14 protein-coding genes are annotated in these 14,993 nt (G+C 64.8%); 4 read left to right on the top strand and 10 right to left on the bottom strand.

Annotation, left to right across the window (positions count from 1 at the left end):
• The 10 genes from CYJ07_RS16225 to CYJ07_RS16180 form a co-directional block, all read right to left on the bottom strand.
• Nucleotides 1-292, bottom strand: a 292-nt coding sequence (locus tag CYJ07_RS16225) for a pyruvate kinase (protein ID WP_231489664.1), incomplete at its 3' end; no start/stop codon positions are given.
• Entirely contained in the window at nt 289-1,593 is a 1,305-nt protein-coding gene (locus CYJ07_RS16220) for a glycerate kinase type-2 family protein (RefSeq protein WP_104204754.1), read from the bottom strand. The genes CYJ07_RS16225 and CYJ07_RS16220, both read right to left, overlap by 4 nt.
• 223 nt (nt 1,594-1,816) lie before the next feature.
• Nucleotides 1,817-2,701, bottom strand: coding sequence for a 2-hydroxy-3-oxopropionate reductase (locus CYJ07_RS16215; RefSeq protein WP_104204753.1), 885 nt, complete (start codon nt 2,699-2,701; stop codon nt 1,817-1,819).
• Between the two features lie 168 nt (nt 2,702-2,869).
• Nucleotides 2,870-3,640 carry a hydroxypyruvate isomerase gene (hyi, locus tag CYJ07_RS16210; protein ID WP_104204752.1) on the bottom strand — a complete coding sequence of 257 codons (771 nt, stop codon included), beginning with the start codon at nt 3,638-3,640 and terminating at the stop codon, nt 2,870-2,872.
• A 78-nt stretch (nt 3,641-3,718) separates the two neighbouring features.
• Entirely contained in the window at nt 3,719-5,494 is a 1,776-nt protein-coding gene (gcl, locus tag CYJ07_RS16205) for a glyoxylate carboligase (RefSeq protein WP_104204751.1), read from the bottom strand.
• Nucleotides 5,495-5,751: 257 nt separating this feature from the next.
• Complete coding sequence (hydA, locus tag CYJ07_RS16200; protein ID WP_104204750.1) at nt 5,752-7,182, bottom strand: dihydropyrimidinase; 1,431 nt, start codon at nt 7,180-7,182, stop codon at nt 5,752-5,754.
• 28 nt (nt 7,183-7,210) lie between these two features.
• Entirely contained in the window at nt 7,211-8,512 is a 1,302-nt protein-coding gene (locus CYJ07_RS16195) for a TRAP transporter large permease (protein WP_104204749.1), read from the bottom strand.
• Nucleotides 8,509-9,120 (bottom strand): TRAP transporter small permease subunit, encoded by a 612-nt coding sequence (locus CYJ07_RS16190; protein WP_104204748.1) that lies wholly within the window; start codon nt 9,118-9,120, stop codon nt 8,509-8,511. Before CYJ07_RS16190 ends, CYJ07_RS16195 begins: the two co-directional genes overlap by 4 nt.
• 55 nt (nt 9,121-9,175) lie before the next feature.
• Nucleotides 9,176-10,231, bottom strand: coding sequence for a TRAP transporter substrate-binding protein (locus tag CYJ07_RS16185; protein ID WP_104204747.1), 1,056 nt, complete (start codon nt 10,229-10,231; stop codon nt 9,176-9,178).
• Nucleotides 10,232-10,332: 101 nt separating this feature from the next.
• Nucleotides 10,333-11,070, bottom strand: a complete 738-nt coding sequence (locus tag CYJ07_RS16180; RefSeq protein WP_104204746.1) for a maleate cis-trans isomerase family protein — start codon at nt 11,068-11,070, stop codon at nt 10,333-10,335.
• A gap of 264 nt (nt 11,071-11,334) precedes the next feature.
• On the opposite strand from CYJ07_RS16180, the gene CYJ07_RS16175 reads away from it, so the two are divergent.
• From CYJ07_RS16175 to CYJ07_RS16160, 4 genes are read left to right on the top strand one after another with little or no spacing between them, the layout of a single operon-like run.
• Nucleotides 11,335-12,333, top strand: a complete 999-nt coding sequence (locus CYJ07_RS16175; RefSeq protein WP_104204745.1) for a TRAP transporter substrate-binding protein — start codon at nt 11,335-11,337, stop codon at nt 12,331-12,333.
• Nucleotides 12,330-12,884, top strand: a complete 555-nt coding sequence (locus CYJ07_RS16170) for a TRAP transporter small permease (protein WP_104204744.1) — start codon at nt 12,330-12,332, stop codon at nt 12,882-12,884. The genes CYJ07_RS16175 and CYJ07_RS16170 overlap by 4 nt, the downstream gene beginning before the upstream one ends.
• Nucleotides 12,881-14,161, top strand: a complete 1,281-nt coding sequence (locus CYJ07_RS16165; RefSeq protein WP_104204743.1) for a TRAP transporter large permease — start codon at nt 12,881-12,883, stop codon at nt 14,159-14,161. The genes CYJ07_RS16170 and CYJ07_RS16165 overlap by 4 nt, the downstream gene beginning before the upstream one ends.
• Nucleotides 14,162-14,200: 39 nt before the next feature.
• A complete protein-coding gene (locus CYJ07_RS16160) occupies nt 14,201-14,971 on the top strand; it encodes an aspartate/glutamate racemase family protein (protein WP_104204742.1) in 771 nt (256 codons plus the stop codon).
• Nucleotides 14,972-14,993: the final 22 nt, after the last annotated feature.

The following is a 14,993-nucleotide window of genomic DNA, read 5'->3' as shown; positions in this document are numbered from 1 at the left end:
CCTCGAGCACCACCGCGCCGTCGCGGAAGCGCGCGATGCGGATCTTGGGCCCCTGCAGGTCGCCCAGCGCGGCGACGCTCCTGCCCAGGCGGTCGGCGATCTGGCGCACGGCGATGAGTCGGCGGCGGTGGTCGGCGGCGCTGCCGTGGGAGAAGTTGAGGCGCACCACGTCGACGCCGGTGCGGATCATGGCCTCCAGCACGCCCTCGCGGTCGCTGGCCGGGCCCAGGGTGGCGACGATCTTGGTGCGACGGATGGGCTCGTGGATGGGAGCGTGGGGGGGCAGCGTCATGGTGTCCTCGGCAAGACCAGAATGGCACGGAAATCGTTGACGTTGGTACGGGTCGGTCCGGTGACGATGAGCCGGTCCAACGCCTGAAAGAAAGTATACGCGTCGTTGCGTGACAGGTAATCGGCGGGGTCGAGGCCTTGCTCCTTGGCACGAGTCCAGTCATCGGGGGAGAACAGCGCGCCGGCATTGTCCTCGGAGCCGTCGATGCCGTCGGTATCGATGGCCAGGGCATGGATGCCCGGGGCGCCTCGCAGCGCTTCGAACAGCCCCAGCAGGTACTCGACGTTGCGCCCGCCGCGTCCATCCCCGCGCACAGTGACGCTGGTTTCGCCACCGGAGAGAATCAGCAGCGGCGTGGCGATCTCGTCGCGTGCCTCCAGAGCCATGCGTGCCTGGGCACGGCCCAGCTCGCAAGCCTCGCCCTCCAGGTCGTCGCCCAACACGCGCACTATCACCCCGGCCTCCTCCACCACATTCCTGGCGACTTCAAGGGCGTCGTGGGCTCGCGCCAGGATCACGCTGTCGTCGCGCTCGAAGGCTTCGTCGTCGGGCGAGGGTGCCGATGTGTCCCGCTCGAGATGCTGGCGCACGTGCGCCGGCACCTCGATGGCGTAGCGCTCAAGTACCATAAGAGCATCGGCCGGGGTCGAGCGATCGGGCAAGGTCGGGCCCGAGGCGATCTGCGTGGCCACGTCGCCGGGAATATCGGAAATCAGCCAGGTTACCACCTGGGCCGGATGCGCCGCCGCGGCCAGACGCCCGCCCTTGATCGCCGAGAGGTGTCGACGCACGGTGTTCATCTGGCCGATCGGTGCGCCGCAGCGCAGCAGTTCGCGATTGGTGGCCTGCTTGTCGGCAAGCGTGATGCCCTCCGCCGGCAGCGTCATCAAGGCCGAGCCGCCACCGGAGACCAGCGCGATGACGCGGTCGTCCTCGCCCAGGCCTTCGACGGCCTGGAGCATTCGGCGGGCCGCCTTCTCGCCCAGGTCGTCGGGCATCGGGTGGGAGGCCTCGAGCACTTCGATCACGTCGCAATCGGCACCATGCCCATAGCGGGTGACTACCAGGCCGGAGAGCGGCGCATCGGGACAGCGTTCCTGCCAGGCGCGCTCCAGCGCGGCGGCCATGGCAGCTGCCGCCTTACCCGCCCCCACCACCACGGTGCGCCCTGGCGGCGGGTCGGGCAGCAAGTCGGCCACCAGCGTGTCGGGATGCACGGCGGCGACGGCGATGTCGGCGAGGCGGCGCAGCCAATCCGCCACGTCCAGCTCGGGATCGAAGGGAGGAAGTTGGGGAATCATCTTGGGCACACCTCGCAGGGCGACAATCTTCGACGGTAACAGCCGGGAAGGTGAGAAAAAAGCCCGACGGCGGGCGGGGTCCAGCCGGGGATCCCGCCGCCGGGTCAAGGACCGCACGAGGTGCGGTCGGTTGGTGGACGACGACCCGACGCCCACCAGGAGGGAAACGCGGCCTACCGTCTGCGCGACTGGCAGGCCGAACGGCGCTTCCTCGTATAACGAATCAGCGCCCTACCTCATGGTCGGCCAGCGCCTCCAGCGCCCGCAGGATACCGGCGTGATCCCAGTCCTCGCCGCCATGGGCGGCGCAGGCCTGGAACAGCTGCTGGGCGTTGGCTGTGCCAGGCAGCGCCAGGTTGAGGCTGCGCGCGCCCTCCAGCGCCAGGTTGAGGTCCTTCTGGTGCAGCCGGATCTTGAAGCCCGGGTCGAAGGTACGCTTGATCATGCGCTCGCCGTGGACGTCGAGGATCTTCGACTGGGCCAGGCCGCCGAGCAGCGATTCGCGCACCTTGGCCACGTCGGCGCCCGCCTTCGAGGCGAACAACAGCCCCTCGGCCACCGCCTCGATGGTCAGCGCGACGACGATCTGGTTGGCTACCTTGCAGGTCTGGCCGGCACCGTGCCCGCCGATATGGGTAATGGTCTTGCCCATCACCTCGAGAAGCGGCTTGGCACGGGAGAAGCCCTCCTCGGTGGCCCCCACCATGATGGTCAGTGCTGCGTTGATGGCGCCGCCCTCGCCCCCCGAAACCGGCGCGTCGACATATTCGCCGCCGGCCTCATGGATGCGCTTGGCGAAGCCCTGGGTGGCAATGGGGGCGATGGAGCTCATATCGATGACCAGGGTGCCCGGCTTGAGCCCCTCGGCGACGCCGCCCTCGCCGAACAGCACCTGCTCCACATCGGGAGTATCCGGCACCATGGTGATGACCACCTCGGCCTGCTCGGCCACGGCGCGGGGGCTGTCGAGCTCGCGCATGCCCTTCTCGGCCAGGGTGGCGTCCAGCGTGCCGCGCTTGACGGTGACGAGTTCGTGGCCGGCATCCAGCAGATGCCCCGCCATGGGACGGCCCATGATGCCAAGGCCAATGAAACCGATCTTGCTCATGATGCTTCTCCTTTCAGCTTGTCTTTGTGATCGTTGGCAAACATTCTGAAACGCGTCGTGAGCGAAGGCAGGTCGACCGCCGCCTGCGCGCAGCAACCGGAGTTGACTGGGTGCTCAATGAGGATTGCGAGCACCGCCGGCGGCCGAGATGCCGAGCGCAACAGCGTTTCACCGATCCAGCCAGCCCAGCCCTTCTTTCGTTGTCGTGGCCGGCTTGTACTCGCAACCGATCCAGCCGTCGTAGCCCAGCCGATCGAGATGGGCGAACAGGAACGGGTAATTGATCTCGCCGCTGCCCGGCTCGTGGCGGCCGGGGTTGTCGGCCAACTGCACGTGGGCGATACGATCCAGGTGCTTCTCGATGGTCGGCGCCAGGTCGCCCTCCATGATCTGCATATGGTAGATGTCGTACTGCAGTTTCAAGTTGGCACTGCCCACCTCGTCGAAGATCGACAGCGCCTGCTCGGTGCGATTGAGGAAGAACCCGGGAATGTCGCGAGTGTTGACCGGCTCGGCCAGCAGCAGGATGCCGGCGGCCTCGAGCTTGTCGGCAGCATAGCGCAGGTTCTCCACCAGGGTGCGGCGCGCCTGCTCCAGGCTCACGCCTTGGGGCTGGATGCCGGCCAGGCAGTTGACCTGCTTGCAGCCGAGCACGGTAGCGTAGTCGATGGCCTTGTCGACGCCGGCGCGGAACTCCTCGACGCGATCCGGATGACAGGCGATGCCGCGCTCGCCGGCGCCCCAGTCGCCGGCCGGCAGGTTGTGTAGCACCTGGGTCAGGCCATGCTCGTCGAGCCGCGCCTTGAGTTCGACGGCTGAGTAATCGTAGGGAAAAAGATACTCCACCCCCTTGAAGCCCGCGTCGGCGGCGGCCTTGAAGCGGTCGAGGAAATCCTCCTCGGTGAACAGCATGCTGAGGTTGGCGGCGAACTTGGGCATTTGGGTCTCCTTATGCTTGTGCTGTGGCGATCTAATAGCGTCGCGACACCATCCCCAGTGTTGCCGCGACGCTCTTGCTCAAGTGAGCGAGGCGATGGATGTCGGCGCATCCGCGTTGTTCTCGGCCAGCGCCTCGAATTCGTTGATGCCGTCGAGATCGGTGCCCATGGCGATGTTGGTCACCCGCTCCAGGATGATTTCCACCACCACCGGCACACGATGTTCCCGCATCAGGGCTTTCGCTTCTTCCAGGGCCGGGGCGATCCGGTCGGGCTGGGTGACGCGCAGCGCCTTGCAGCCGAGCCCTTCCACCACCGAGACGTGATCGACACCGTAGTCGTTGATCTCGGGGCAGTTGACGTTCTCGAACGAGAGTTGCACGCAGTAGTCCATGTCGAAGCCGCGTTGGGCCTGGCGAATCAGCCCCAGATAGGAATTGTTCACCAGCACGTGAATGTAAGGCAGCTTGAACTGGGCGCCGGCAGCAAGCTCCTCGACCATGAACTGGAAATCGTAGTCGCCGGAGAGCGCGACCACTTCGGCGTCCGGGTCGGCCTTGCACACGCCCAGCGCAGCGGGAATGGTCCAGCCCAGCGGGCCCGCCTGGCCACAGTTGATCCAGTGGCGCGGCTTGTAGACGTGCAGGAACTGGGCGCCGGCTATCTGCGACAGGCCGATGGTGCTGACGTAGCGGGTGTTCTTGCCGAAGACCTTGTTCATCTCCTCGTAGACCCGCTGGGGCTTCACCGGCACGTTGTCGAAGTGGGTCTTGCGCAGCAGGGTACGCTTGCGCTCTTGGCAGGACTCGGCCCAGGCGCTGCGATCCTTGAGCGTGCCCGCTGCCTTCCGCTCACGTGCCAGCTCGACGAACAGCTCGAGCGCCGCCTTGGCGTCGGAGACGATGCCATAGTCGGGGCCGAAGATGCGCCCGATCTGGGTCGGCTCGATATCGACGTGGACGAACTTGCGCCCTTTCGTATAGGTCTCGAGGTTGCCCGTGTGGCGATTGGCCCAGCGATTGCCGATGCCCATCACGAAGTCGGATTCGAGCAGGGTAGCGTTACCGTAGCGGTGCGAGGTTTGCAGCCCCACCATGCCGGCCATCAGCGGGTGGTCGTCGGCGATACTGCCCCAGCCCATCAGCGTGGGGATGACCGGCACGCCGGTGAGTTCGGCGAACTCGACCAGCAGCTCGCTGGCATCAGCGTTGATGATGCCGCCGCCGGCAACCAGCAATGGGCGCTCGGCCTCGTCGAGCATGGCCATGGCCTTCTCGACCTGGGCGCGTGAGGCGCTGGGCTTGTAAGCCGGCAGCGGCTCGTAGGTGTCCGGATCGAACTCGATCTCGCTCAACTGCACATCGATCGGCAGGTCGATCAACACCGGTCCGGGGCGCGAAGAGCGCATCAATTGGAAGGCCTGCTGGAAGGCGCGCGGCACCTGGGCCGGCTCCAGCACGGTGACCGCCCACTTGGTCACCGGCCCGGCGATGGCCTGGATGTCGACGGCCTGGAAGTCCTCCTTGTGCAGCTTGGCGCGCGGCGCCTGGCCGGTGATGCACAGAATCGGGATGGAATCCGCGCTGGCCGAGTAGAGGCCGGTGATCATATCGGTGCCGGCGGGGCCGGAGGTGCCGATGCAGACGCCTATATTGCCGGCCTTGGTACGGGTATAGCCCTCGGCCATGTGCGACGCGCCCTCGACGTGGCGAGCCAGCACGTGATCGACACCGCCGATCTTGCGCAAGGCGGCATAGAACGGATTGATGGCGGCGCCGGGCACGCCGAAGGCGATGTCGACGCCTTCCTTGCGAAGCACGTGAACGGCGGCCTCTGCTGCGGTCATTCGAGCCATGACGGTTCCTCCCGTGAGTGGCGACCAGATTGTTTTTGGAAAATATTTCTGTATACCGAGATTAGAAGTCGGCACGCGCTGCGTCAATATTTTATGGAAAGTATTTTCAAACAATTCAAAGGAGACAAAAAAGCCAAGCCGAATTAACAGCTTGGCCTAATGAAAACCCCACTAGCCGGCTAGGAGAGACTCATGAAGCGCAGCGATGCCCGTTGCCGGGGCAGCTTCGGCGTCACACCGTACCGGTGGCAATGAAGTCAGAACCCCTTGGCTGAGCCGCGTGGCCTGGCGGGCTGCGGCTTGTCGCACTTGAGGAAGCGACCGTACCCCACGTCCACCATGGGTTCGCCGCCACGTGATACCACCCGGCCCCGGCATAGGGTCAGCACCGGGCGGCCGGTGAGCTCCATCCCCTCATAAGGGGTGTAATCCACTGCGTGGTGCAAGGCTTCGTTGCGCACCGTCATCTTCGCTTCGCTGTCCCACAGGGTCAGGTCGGCATCGCTGCCGATGGCGATGGTGCCCTTGCGCGGGTAAAGACCGTAGATCTTGGCCGGGTTGGTGGAGGTGAGCGCCACGAAGCGGGTGGCGTCGATGCGCTGCTTAACGACCCCCTCCGAGAACAGGATCGTAAGGCGCGTTTCCAGCCCCGGTATGCCGTTGGGAACATGGTGGAAGGCGGCATCCTCACCGTGCAGCTTCTTGCCCTGCGGGTCGTCGTAGCGAAAGGGAGCGTGATCGGAGGAGAAGACCTGAAAGACGCCGTTCTCCAGCGCCTGCCAGACCGCCTCCTGCGCCCGCTCGTCTCGCGGTGGCGGGCTGCACACGCACTTGGCCCCTTCGAAGCCCTCCTGGTCCAGGTCGGCAGCGGTCAGCATCAGGTACTGGGGGCACGTCTCGCCATAGACTCGCAGGCCGCGCCCCTGAGCCCAGCGGATCTGCTCGATGGCCTCGGGGCCGGAGACGTGCACGATCAGGATCGGCACATCGATCAGCTCGGCCAGGGAAATGGCGCGGTGGGTCGCCTCGCGCTCGGCGATCGCCGAGTGAGCCTCGCTATGAAAGTACGGCGCCGTCTTGCCCTGGGCCTCGAGCAGTTCGGTTAGATAGGCGATGCAGTCGGCGTTCTCCGCATGCACCATCACCATGCCGCCCTCGCGACGCGCCATGGCCAGCACCTCGAGCACCTCGCGATCGTTGAGCTTGAGGTCGTCGTAGGTCAGGTAGATCTTGAACGAGCTGTAGCCCTCCTGGATCAGGGCCGGCAGCTCCTCCTTGAGCACCGTCTCGGTAGGGTCGGTCACGATCATGTGGAAGGCGTAATCCACCATCGCCTTCCCGTCGCTGCGCCGGTGGTAATCCTCCACCGCGGCGCGCAGGCTCTGGCCCTTCTGCTGCGCGGCGAAGGGAATCACCGTGGTAGTGCCGCCGCATGCCGCCGAACGGGTGCCGGTCAGGAAGTCGTCGGCCATCACCGCGCCGTCGCCGAGGGGCTGATCCAGGTGGCAATGAGCATCGATGCCCCCCGGCATCACCCATAACCCCTGGGCGTCGATGACCTCGTCGGCCCCCTCCAGGCCCTGCCCCAGGGCGACGATGCACCCACCCTTGATGCCGATATCGGCGTCGTAGCTGTCGGCCGCGGTGATGATGCGACCGTTCTTGATCAGGGTATCGAAGCGTGTCATGTCACATACCTTGTGGTTGTCGCCGGGGTCAGCCCATGGCTTCGGGAAGCCAGAGCACCAGGCCGGGCCAGAGAATGATCAACAGCACGAACAGCAGCATGATGGCCAGGAACGGCAGGCTACCGACCATCACGTCGGTGATGGAGCCGCGCCCGCGCACGCCTTGCACCACGTAGAGGTTCATGCCGATGGGCGGGGTGATCAGCGAGATTTCCATCATCACCACGAGGAAGATGCCGAACCACACCGGGTCGAAGCCGAACTGGACGACCATGGGCACCACGATCGGTACGGTGGCGATCATCATCGACAGGGTCTCGAGGAAGCAGCCCAGCACCAGGTAGAAGACCACCAGCGCCAGGATCAACCCAAAGGGCGTGAGACCCAGGTCGGCCACCCAGCGGGTCAGGGTGGTGGGAATGCCCAGGATGCCGACAACGTAGTTGAGGAAGAAGGCCGCCACGATGATCAACATGATCATGGCCGTGGTGCGAGCCATGGAGAGGAAGCACTCGTGCAGCATCCGGAAGGTCAGCTTGCGATTCCATGCGGCGAGACCCAGGGCGGCGACCACCCCCAAGGCAGCCGCCTCGGTGGGCGTGGCCCAGCCGCTGTAGATGCTGCCGATGACGATCGCGAAGACGAACGCCGGCGGCAGCAGGTCCACCAGCGAAGCCAGGCGCTCACGAAGTGAAGCCCGCTCGGAGGCCTTCCCCACCACGCCGGGCCTCAGCAAGGCAAAGGCCATGATGGTGAGCATGAAGGCCCCGGCCAGCGCCAGCCCCGGCAGGATCCCGGCGATGAACAGCTTGCCGATCGAGGTATTGGTGATCGCGCCGTAGATGATCATGTTGATGCTCGGCGGGATCAGGATGCCCAGCGTCGCCCCGGCGGCCAGGGTGCCCAGTGCCAGTCGCTCGCTGTAGCCGCGCTCGGCGAAGGCTGGTAGCGCCACCGTACCGATGGTCGCGGCCGTCGCCACCGAGGAGCCGGACATGGCGGCGAATACCGAAGAGGCGCCAATATTGGTATGCAGCAGGCCACCGGGCAGGCGATCGAGCCATATGGACAAGGCGCTGTACATGCGCTCGGTGATACCGCTGCGCAGGAGCAGCTCACCGAGCAGGATGAACAGCGGAATGGCCGTCAGGATGAAGTCGTTGAGCGTTCCCCACAGCGTGTCGCCGAATGAGAAGAGCAACGGCGTACTCAGATATATCAGGGTGCCCAGGGTGGCGACGGTGAAGATCGCCACGGCGACGTGAATGCCGACCGCCATCATGCCCAGCATGACGAGAAAGCCGATCATTACCTCGAAGGCGCCGATCATGACGTGGCCCTCCCTGGTTCGGCGGTGATGTCGTTGCCGTAGTCCTTGCGAGCCTCGCTCAGTTCGTCGTCGGTAGAGCGCGGTCCGTACTCCCGATCCAGCGCGGCCAGTTGACCGGTGACCAGCAGGACCAGCGCGCGAAAGGCCAGCAGCAGGGTCAGCACACAGAATACCCCGAGCCCCACTACCCACAGGCTCTGCGGAATCCACAGCGGCGTCTGCAGCGGCGTGCTGGCAAGACTGCCGAATTCCAGCGTCTCCTCGAGCGTCTCGATGGCGCGCCACAGCATGAAGGAGGAGAAAGCTGCCAACATTGTAATCGCGACGACATTGAGCGGCGCCTGCAGCAGCCGCGGCAAACGAGTCAGCAGCACATCGACGCGGGTATGAGCGCGGTGCAACAACGCGTAGGCGAAGCTGAACGAGACGCCGATGGCCAATACATAGCCGCCGATCTCATCGACGCCCTGCAGGGAGAAGTGGAACAGCTTGCGTGCGATCACCTCGAAGGTGATCAGCAACGACAATCCGAGCGCGGCATAGCCGGCGGCAATCGCGGCGCCATGAGCCAGCCCGCGGGCCAGCCGATAAGGATGCGGTGTAACCATCGCATTTCTCCATGTCGCCTCGGCTACCCCCAGGCAGCCGGGGCGAGGCAGTGGCTTACTGGGAAACGGACATGCCCGCGGCCTGACCCACCGTCTCGTTCCAGACCTCGACGCAGCCGTCGTACTGAGCGCTGCAGCTCTCGGCCCATACGGGCAGAACGGCTTCCTGGGTGATCGACTCAACCAGCGCGCGTGATTCGGAATCGATATCCACCAGCGTCATGTCATAGGCTTCATGCCGTGCACACTCCGACTGGCCGGTATTGCAGGCGATGGCATCGTCGTTGACCTCGTAGGCCAGCTCCCACATTTGCTCCTCGAGCCGCGCGAAGGCCTCCGTCAAGGCCTGCTGCTGCGCTTCGTCGAAGCGGTTCCAGGTGTCCAGGTTCATGAAATGGCCCTGCACCGAGTAGGAGAGCGGCAGCGGCACGAAGGTATCGGTCACCTCGGGCCACTTGCCGTTGTTGCCGGCGGACGGCGCCGTGACGCCGCAGTCGGCCACGCCGCGCTGCAGCGCCAGGTAGACCTCGCTGAACTGCAGCGTGACCGGGGTGGCACCGAGACCTTCCACCAGCCGCGACATGGACGGAGTGAAGACGCGTACCTTCTTTCCCGAGAGATCGCCGATGTCGTCGATGTCGCCGTTGCAGAACATCATCTGCGGCCCGAAGGGCCACAGCGTCATCAGCTTGGCGTTGAAACGGGACTGCAACCGGGCATCGAATGCCTCGCGCACGGCGTCGACGGCCTCGCGCTGGGCGTGCAGGTCCGGCGAGACGCCGGCCAGATCGATGCCTTCGAAGAAGGGCTCGTCGCGGGACGCCATGCCGATCTGCACCGACATCACGTCGAAGGCGCCGGAGCGGAGGTTGCGCAGCGCATCCGCCGCCTCCACGCCGATGGCATCCATGGTGTTGTAAACCACCGTCATGTCGTCGCGCTCGCCGAGCGCTTCGAAGAAGGGACGCTCCACTTCGTCCACGTGCAACTTGTTGCCGGAGAAATTGCCGACCACGCGCAGGGTCGTTTCGGCCTGGGCCAGACCGCCGGCCAGTACGCTGGCCAGGGAAACCCCCAGCGCCAGGGTCTTGATGGTTGCCTTGCGGGGCATGGTGTCACCTCGTGATTGCTGTTGTTGGTGGGTGTTGCCGATGCGTTGCATTGCGATGCGGTCGTCCCTGTCCGTGCGCGCCGAGGCGCGCATCCTGAGCCTCACGCGCCTAAGCGCGGATCCTGGAACAGCTGGCCCCAGCCGTTGATTCGCGCGGGATCCACCCCGGCCAGCGCCAACGACTTCCACACCGTCACGCTCACCGAGTCGTAGATGGGAATGCCGATCTCCTGCTCCAGCGCCGGGACGATTCCCGCCCCGCGCAGGTTGGTGCAAAGAATGGCGATGGCCTCGGGCTCGGCCTTGGCCACTTCCCGCACGAGCCCGGCCAGCGTCGTCTCGTCGTATTCGGAGAAGGAGAAGTTGCCGCGGTCACCCAGGTGACGCTCTGCGATCACCTCGACCCCCTCAGTGGCATAGTTGGCGACGATTGCCGATTGGATATCGTCCAGGTAAGGCGTCACCAGGCCCAGCCGCGTCACGCCGGTACGCGCCAAGACTTCGTTGAGGGCCAGCACGCTGGTGGTGGCCGGCACTCCAGTGGCCTCGGTGATGGCCGCACACAGCCTGCGATCGGTCTCGAAACCCAGCCAGCTGGCCGAGGTGCCGCTCCAGGCGATGACATCCATGCGCGCATCGTTGAGTAGCCCCGCCGCCGCCAGCAGGGGCGCGGAATCGAACTGAGCCAGAGCGTCGTCGCGCATGGAAATCTCGCGGACGGTAAAGCGCTGGAAGTGGGCGGTGACGTTGGGAAAGAGATCGCGCAGGAGGGCTGCGGTGAAGGGCTCCAACACGGTATTGGAAGACGGCGTCAGCATGCCGATCAGCGTACGTTCCATGGGGTGACTCCGAGTTGTTTTTGGTATTCGGTATACTGTATCCAAGCACGACCTTAGCCTTGCACAGCCGACAAGGATTGCAAGTCAGGAAATCGAAAATCACCAGGAAACGTGTAATTTTAACAATCAAGTATTTGATTAAAATGAGTAATAAAAAATATGGTATCCAGTATTTTGTATTCTGATTGGCAATGACCTAAGGTTCACTAGAGTCGCCCTGGATGACGGGCGGCATTCACCCAACGTGAAGAGAGAGAAGCTCGGATGACAACAACAACCCGCCTTGCCCGTCGCTCCGCCACGGTCCTGCTGGCTCTGGGCCTGAGTTCCCCGCTGCTGGCCGGTGCCGAAACCCTGCGATTCAGCGGTAACTTCACCGACGATCATTCCAGCAGCCGTGCCATGGAGGTCTTTCGCGACGCCCTGGCCGAACGCACCGACGGCACGCTGAACGCCCAGCTGTTTCCCAACATGCAATTGGGCGGCGCCAGCGAGAACGTCGACCAGGTCAGTACGGGATCCATTGCCGGCACCTGGATCGGCATCTCCTATCTCTCGCGCACCGTGCCCGAGCTGGAAGCGCTGAGCCTGCCGTTCGCCTTCGACAGCCGCGAAGAGGCTTTCGAGCTGATCGACGGCGAGGTGGGAGAAATGCTCGACGAGAAGCTGGCCGAGAAGGGCTTTACCGCGCTGGGCTACATGGAGCTGGGTTTCCGTCATGTCACCAATAGCGAACGCCCGATCGAAACCATCGAGGATTTCCAGGGACTGAAGATCCGCCTGCAGCCTAACGAGACCCACCTGGACACCTTCCGCGCCATCGGCGCGAGCCCGGTGTCGATGGACATCAACGAGGTCTATGGCGCGCTGCAGCAGGGCGTACTGGATGGACAGGAGAACCCCTACAGCATCATCAGCACCAAGCGCATGGACGAGGTGCAGCAGTACCTCTCCGACAGCGGGCACTTCTACGACTTCATCGTGGTCGTGACCAACCGCAACACGTTCATGAGCCTGAGCGAGGAACATCAGCAGGCAGTACGCGAGGCGATGGAAGAGGCAGTCGCCTGGCAGCGTCAGACCGCCGCCGAGGAGGACGATGCGGCGCGCCAGACGCTGATCGAGCGCGGCATGGAGTTCACTCCCATCAGCGACGAAACCCGCGCCGCCCTGCGCGACGCCAGCCAAGACGTCATCGGCGACCTGCGCGAAAAGATCGGCAGCGAGATCGTCGACCGGGTCCTCGCGGAGCTCGACGCATGACACCCGCCTGGCAACGGCTGGAGGCGAATGCCTCCAGCCCGGTCAAGCGCCACTTCCTGCATGGGCTGGCGCTTCTCGACCGGACGTCCTACTACACCATTCTGGTCGCCATGGGCATGATGACGCTGCTGGTCTCGGTCCAGGTATTCAGCCGCTACGTGCTGTCGAGTTCCATCGACTCCGCCGATGAGCTCTCCCGGCTGTGCTTCGTGTGGGCGATCTTTCTGGCCATTCCTCACGGCATCAAGGTCGGCATTCACGTGGGCATCGATGCCTTGGTGACTCACTTCCCCGATTCTCTGCAACGACTCCTCGCCCAGTTGATGGCCTGGCTGGGCGCCGCCCTGATGGCCGCGCTGTTCTGGATCAGCCTCGCCGCCGCGATCAGCAAGTGGCAGGAGCTGATGCCGACGCTGCCGATCACTGCCGCCGTCTTCTACATCGCCGTGGTGGTCTGCGCCGGCCACAGCTGCCTGCATCTGGTGGCCCAAGCCCTGCGCCTGGAGCCACTTCCCAGCGCGCCCGAACGATATGAAGGAGCCTCCTCATGACCCCGGCCATCGTCTTCTCCTTCCTGGGGCTCGCCCTGCTGCGCATGCCGCTGGCCTTCGCCCTGGGGGTTGCCTCGCTGGTGGGCCTGTATGTGGGAGGCCTGGATTTCACGGTCCTGCCCCAACGCATGATGCACTCGGTCAATAGCTTCCCCCTCATGGCCATTCCGCTGTTCATGCTGGCGGGCGAGCTGATGGTGGCGGCCGGCATCCTGCAGCGACTGGTGGATTTCGCCAATTCTCTGGTCGGCCGCGTGCACGGCGGCCTGGCCCATGTGGCCATCGTCGCCGGCATGGTGCTGGCCGCCGTGAGCGGCGCTGCCGTCGCCAGCGCCAGCGCCCTGGGCAGTTCCCTGGTTCCGTCCATGCGCCAGCAGTACGGTACCGGCTACAGCAGCGCCGTCGTCGCTTCGGCGGCCAACCTCGGCGCCATCATCCCGCCCAGCAATGCCATGATCGTCTATGCCCTGATGGCCGGTTCCTCGGTCTCGGTAGGCGGCCTGTTCATGGCGGGCGTGATTCCGGGGATCCTCCTGGCGCTCGGTTTCATGGGGCTGGCCAGCTTCATCTCCATGCACCGACGCTATCCGCTGGCCGGCGGAGAAATCGGGCTCAAGCACGTGCTGGTGCAGACCTGGCGCGCCCTGCCCATCCTGCTGATGCCGATCGTGGTCGTCGGCGGCATCGTGGCAGGTGCCTTCACCCCCACCGAAGGTGCCGCCATCGCCGTGGTCTACGCCCTGGTCATCGGTTTCTTCGTGACCCGTCAGCTACGCCTCACCGACCTTCCACGGGCGATGTTCAACGCCGCCGTCACCGCCGCCATGGTGGGCGCCCTGATCGCCTTCGCCTCCACCATGACCTTCGCCTTCACCCTCGACCTGATTCCCATGCAGCTGACCGATTGGCTGCAGAATTTCACTCAGGATCCGCTGGTGTTCCTGCTGCTGGTAATGGCGCTGCTGATCGGCGTGGGGATGTTCATCGAGTCCAACGCCGCCTACATCATGCTGGTGCCGCTGCTGGCGCCGATCGCCCTGGCTTACGGCATCGATCCGTTGCTGTTCGGCTTCCTGTTCGTGATGAACCTGGTGGTGGGCATGATGACGCCGCCGGTGGGCGTGCTGCTGTTCGTGATGTGCGGCATCTCCAAGATCAGCCTCAACGAGCTGATGAAGAGTGCATGGCCTTTCATCGTCTTTCAGTACGCGGTGCTGATCGCCTGCATCGCTTTCCCGGGCCTCGTCACCTGGCTGCCTCGCGCCCTGGGCTACTGAGCCATCGCACCATAACCATAACGATTGAAGGAACACGCCATGAAACTGCTGGTCATCAACCCCAATATTTCAGGCGACGTGACCCGCCTGATCGAGTCTGAAGCGCGCCGCAGCATTCGACCGGGGACCGAGCTGACCATGGCCACCGCCCCGTTCGGGGTGGCCTACATCGAAACACGCGCCGAGGCGCAGATCGGCGGCTATGCCGCCATGCAGGTGGCGGCCGAGCACTATACAGAGCATGATGCAGTCGTGGTGGCGGCCTTCGGCGACCCCGGCCTGGCGGCGTTGCGTGAAATACTGCCGATCCCGGTGGTGGGCATGACCGAGTCGGCGCTGGTCAGCGCCTGCCAGCGAGGCAGCCGATTCTCCGTGATCGCCATCTCTCAGCGCATCCAGGCCTGGTACCGGGAAACCATCGCCGCCTACGGTTTCAGCGAGCGGTTGGCCAGCATTCGCGCCCTCGATGAGCCCTTGGCGCATATCGGCCGCGTGCAGGAGGATCAGGGACAACGGTTGATCGCCCTGGCGGAGCGGGCGGTGCAGGACGATGGGGCCGACGTGCTGATCCTTGCCGGTGCCCCCTTGGCAGGCCTGGCCCGCAGCGTAGCCGACCGCTTGCCGGTACCGGCCCTGGACGGCGTCACCTGTGCCCTGCAACAGGCCCAAGCGATGGTCGATCTCGGTGCCGCCGCTCCCACTGCCGGCAGCTTCGCACCGCCCCCCGAGAAACCCTGCCAGGGACTTCCCGAGGCACTCGCCAGGCTCGTGGGACGGCGCACGACCGAGCCCGTATCAACGGTCGGCTGATTGTGTCCCGATCGACAATTCG

Source organism: Billgrantia saliphila (genome assembly GCF_002930105.1).
In the GTDB taxonomy this organism is placed as follows: domain Bacteria; phylum Pseudomonadota; class Gammaproteobacteria; order Pseudomonadales; family Halomonadaceae; genus Halomonas; species Halomonas saliphila.
Note: the sequence above shows the minus strand (reverse complement) of the source record. Positions and strands in the feature narration are given on the sequence as shown.

Excerpts from the sequence above, each read along its gene's own strand:
- CYJ07_RS16190 (WP_104204748.1), bottom strand. The coding sequence starts at position 9,120 with ATGGTTACACCGCATCCTTATCGGCTGGCCCGCGGGCTGGCTCATGGC.
- CYJ07_RS16160 (WP_104204742.1), top strand. The coding sequence starts at position 14,201 with ATGAAACTGCTGGTCATCAACCCCAATATTTCAGGCGACGTGACCCGC.
- CYJ07_RS16180 (WP_104204746.1), bottom strand. The coding sequence starts at position 11,070 with ATGGAACGTACGCTGATCGGCATGCTGACGCCGTCTTCCAATACCGTG.
- CYJ07_RS16215 (WP_104204753.1), bottom strand. The coding sequence starts at position 2,701 with ATGAGCAAGATCGGTTTCATTGGCCTTGGCATCATGGGCCGTCCCATG.
- CYJ07_RS16170 (WP_104204744.1), top strand. The coding sequence starts at position 12,330 with ATGACACCCGCCTGGCAACGGCTGGAGGCGAATGCCTCCAGCCCGGTC.
- CYJ07_RS16185 (WP_104204747.1), bottom strand. The coding sequence starts at position 10,231 with ATGCCCCGCAAGGCAACCATCAAGACCCTGGCGCTGGGGGTTTCCCTG.
- CYJ07_RS16165 (WP_104204743.1), top strand. The coding sequence starts at position 12,881 with ATGACCCCGGCCATCGTCTTCTCCTTCCTGGGGCTCGCCCTGCTGCGC.
- gcl (WP_104204751.1), bottom strand. The coding sequence starts at position 5,494 with ATGGCTCGAATGACCGCAGCAGAGGCCGCCGTTCACGTGCTTCGCAAG.
- CYJ07_RS16220 (WP_104204754.1), bottom strand. The coding sequence starts at position 1,593 with ATGATTCCCCAACTTCCTCCCTTCGATCCCGAGCTGGACGTGGCGGAT.
- hydA (WP_104204750.1), bottom strand. The coding sequence starts at position 7,182 with ATGACACGCTTCGATACCCTGATCAAGAACGGTCGCATCATCACCGCG.
- hyi (WP_104204752.1), bottom strand. The coding sequence starts at position 3,640 with ATGCCCAAGTTCGCCGCCAACCTCAGCATGCTGTTCACCGAGGAGGAT.
- CYJ07_RS16195 (WP_104204749.1), bottom strand. The coding sequence starts at position 8,512 with ATGATCGGCGCCTTCGAGGTAATGATCGGCTTTCTCGTCATGCTGGGC.
- CYJ07_RS16175 (WP_104204745.1), top strand. The coding sequence starts at position 11,335 with ATGACAACAACAACCCGCCTTGCCCGTCGCTCCGCCACGGTCCTGCTG.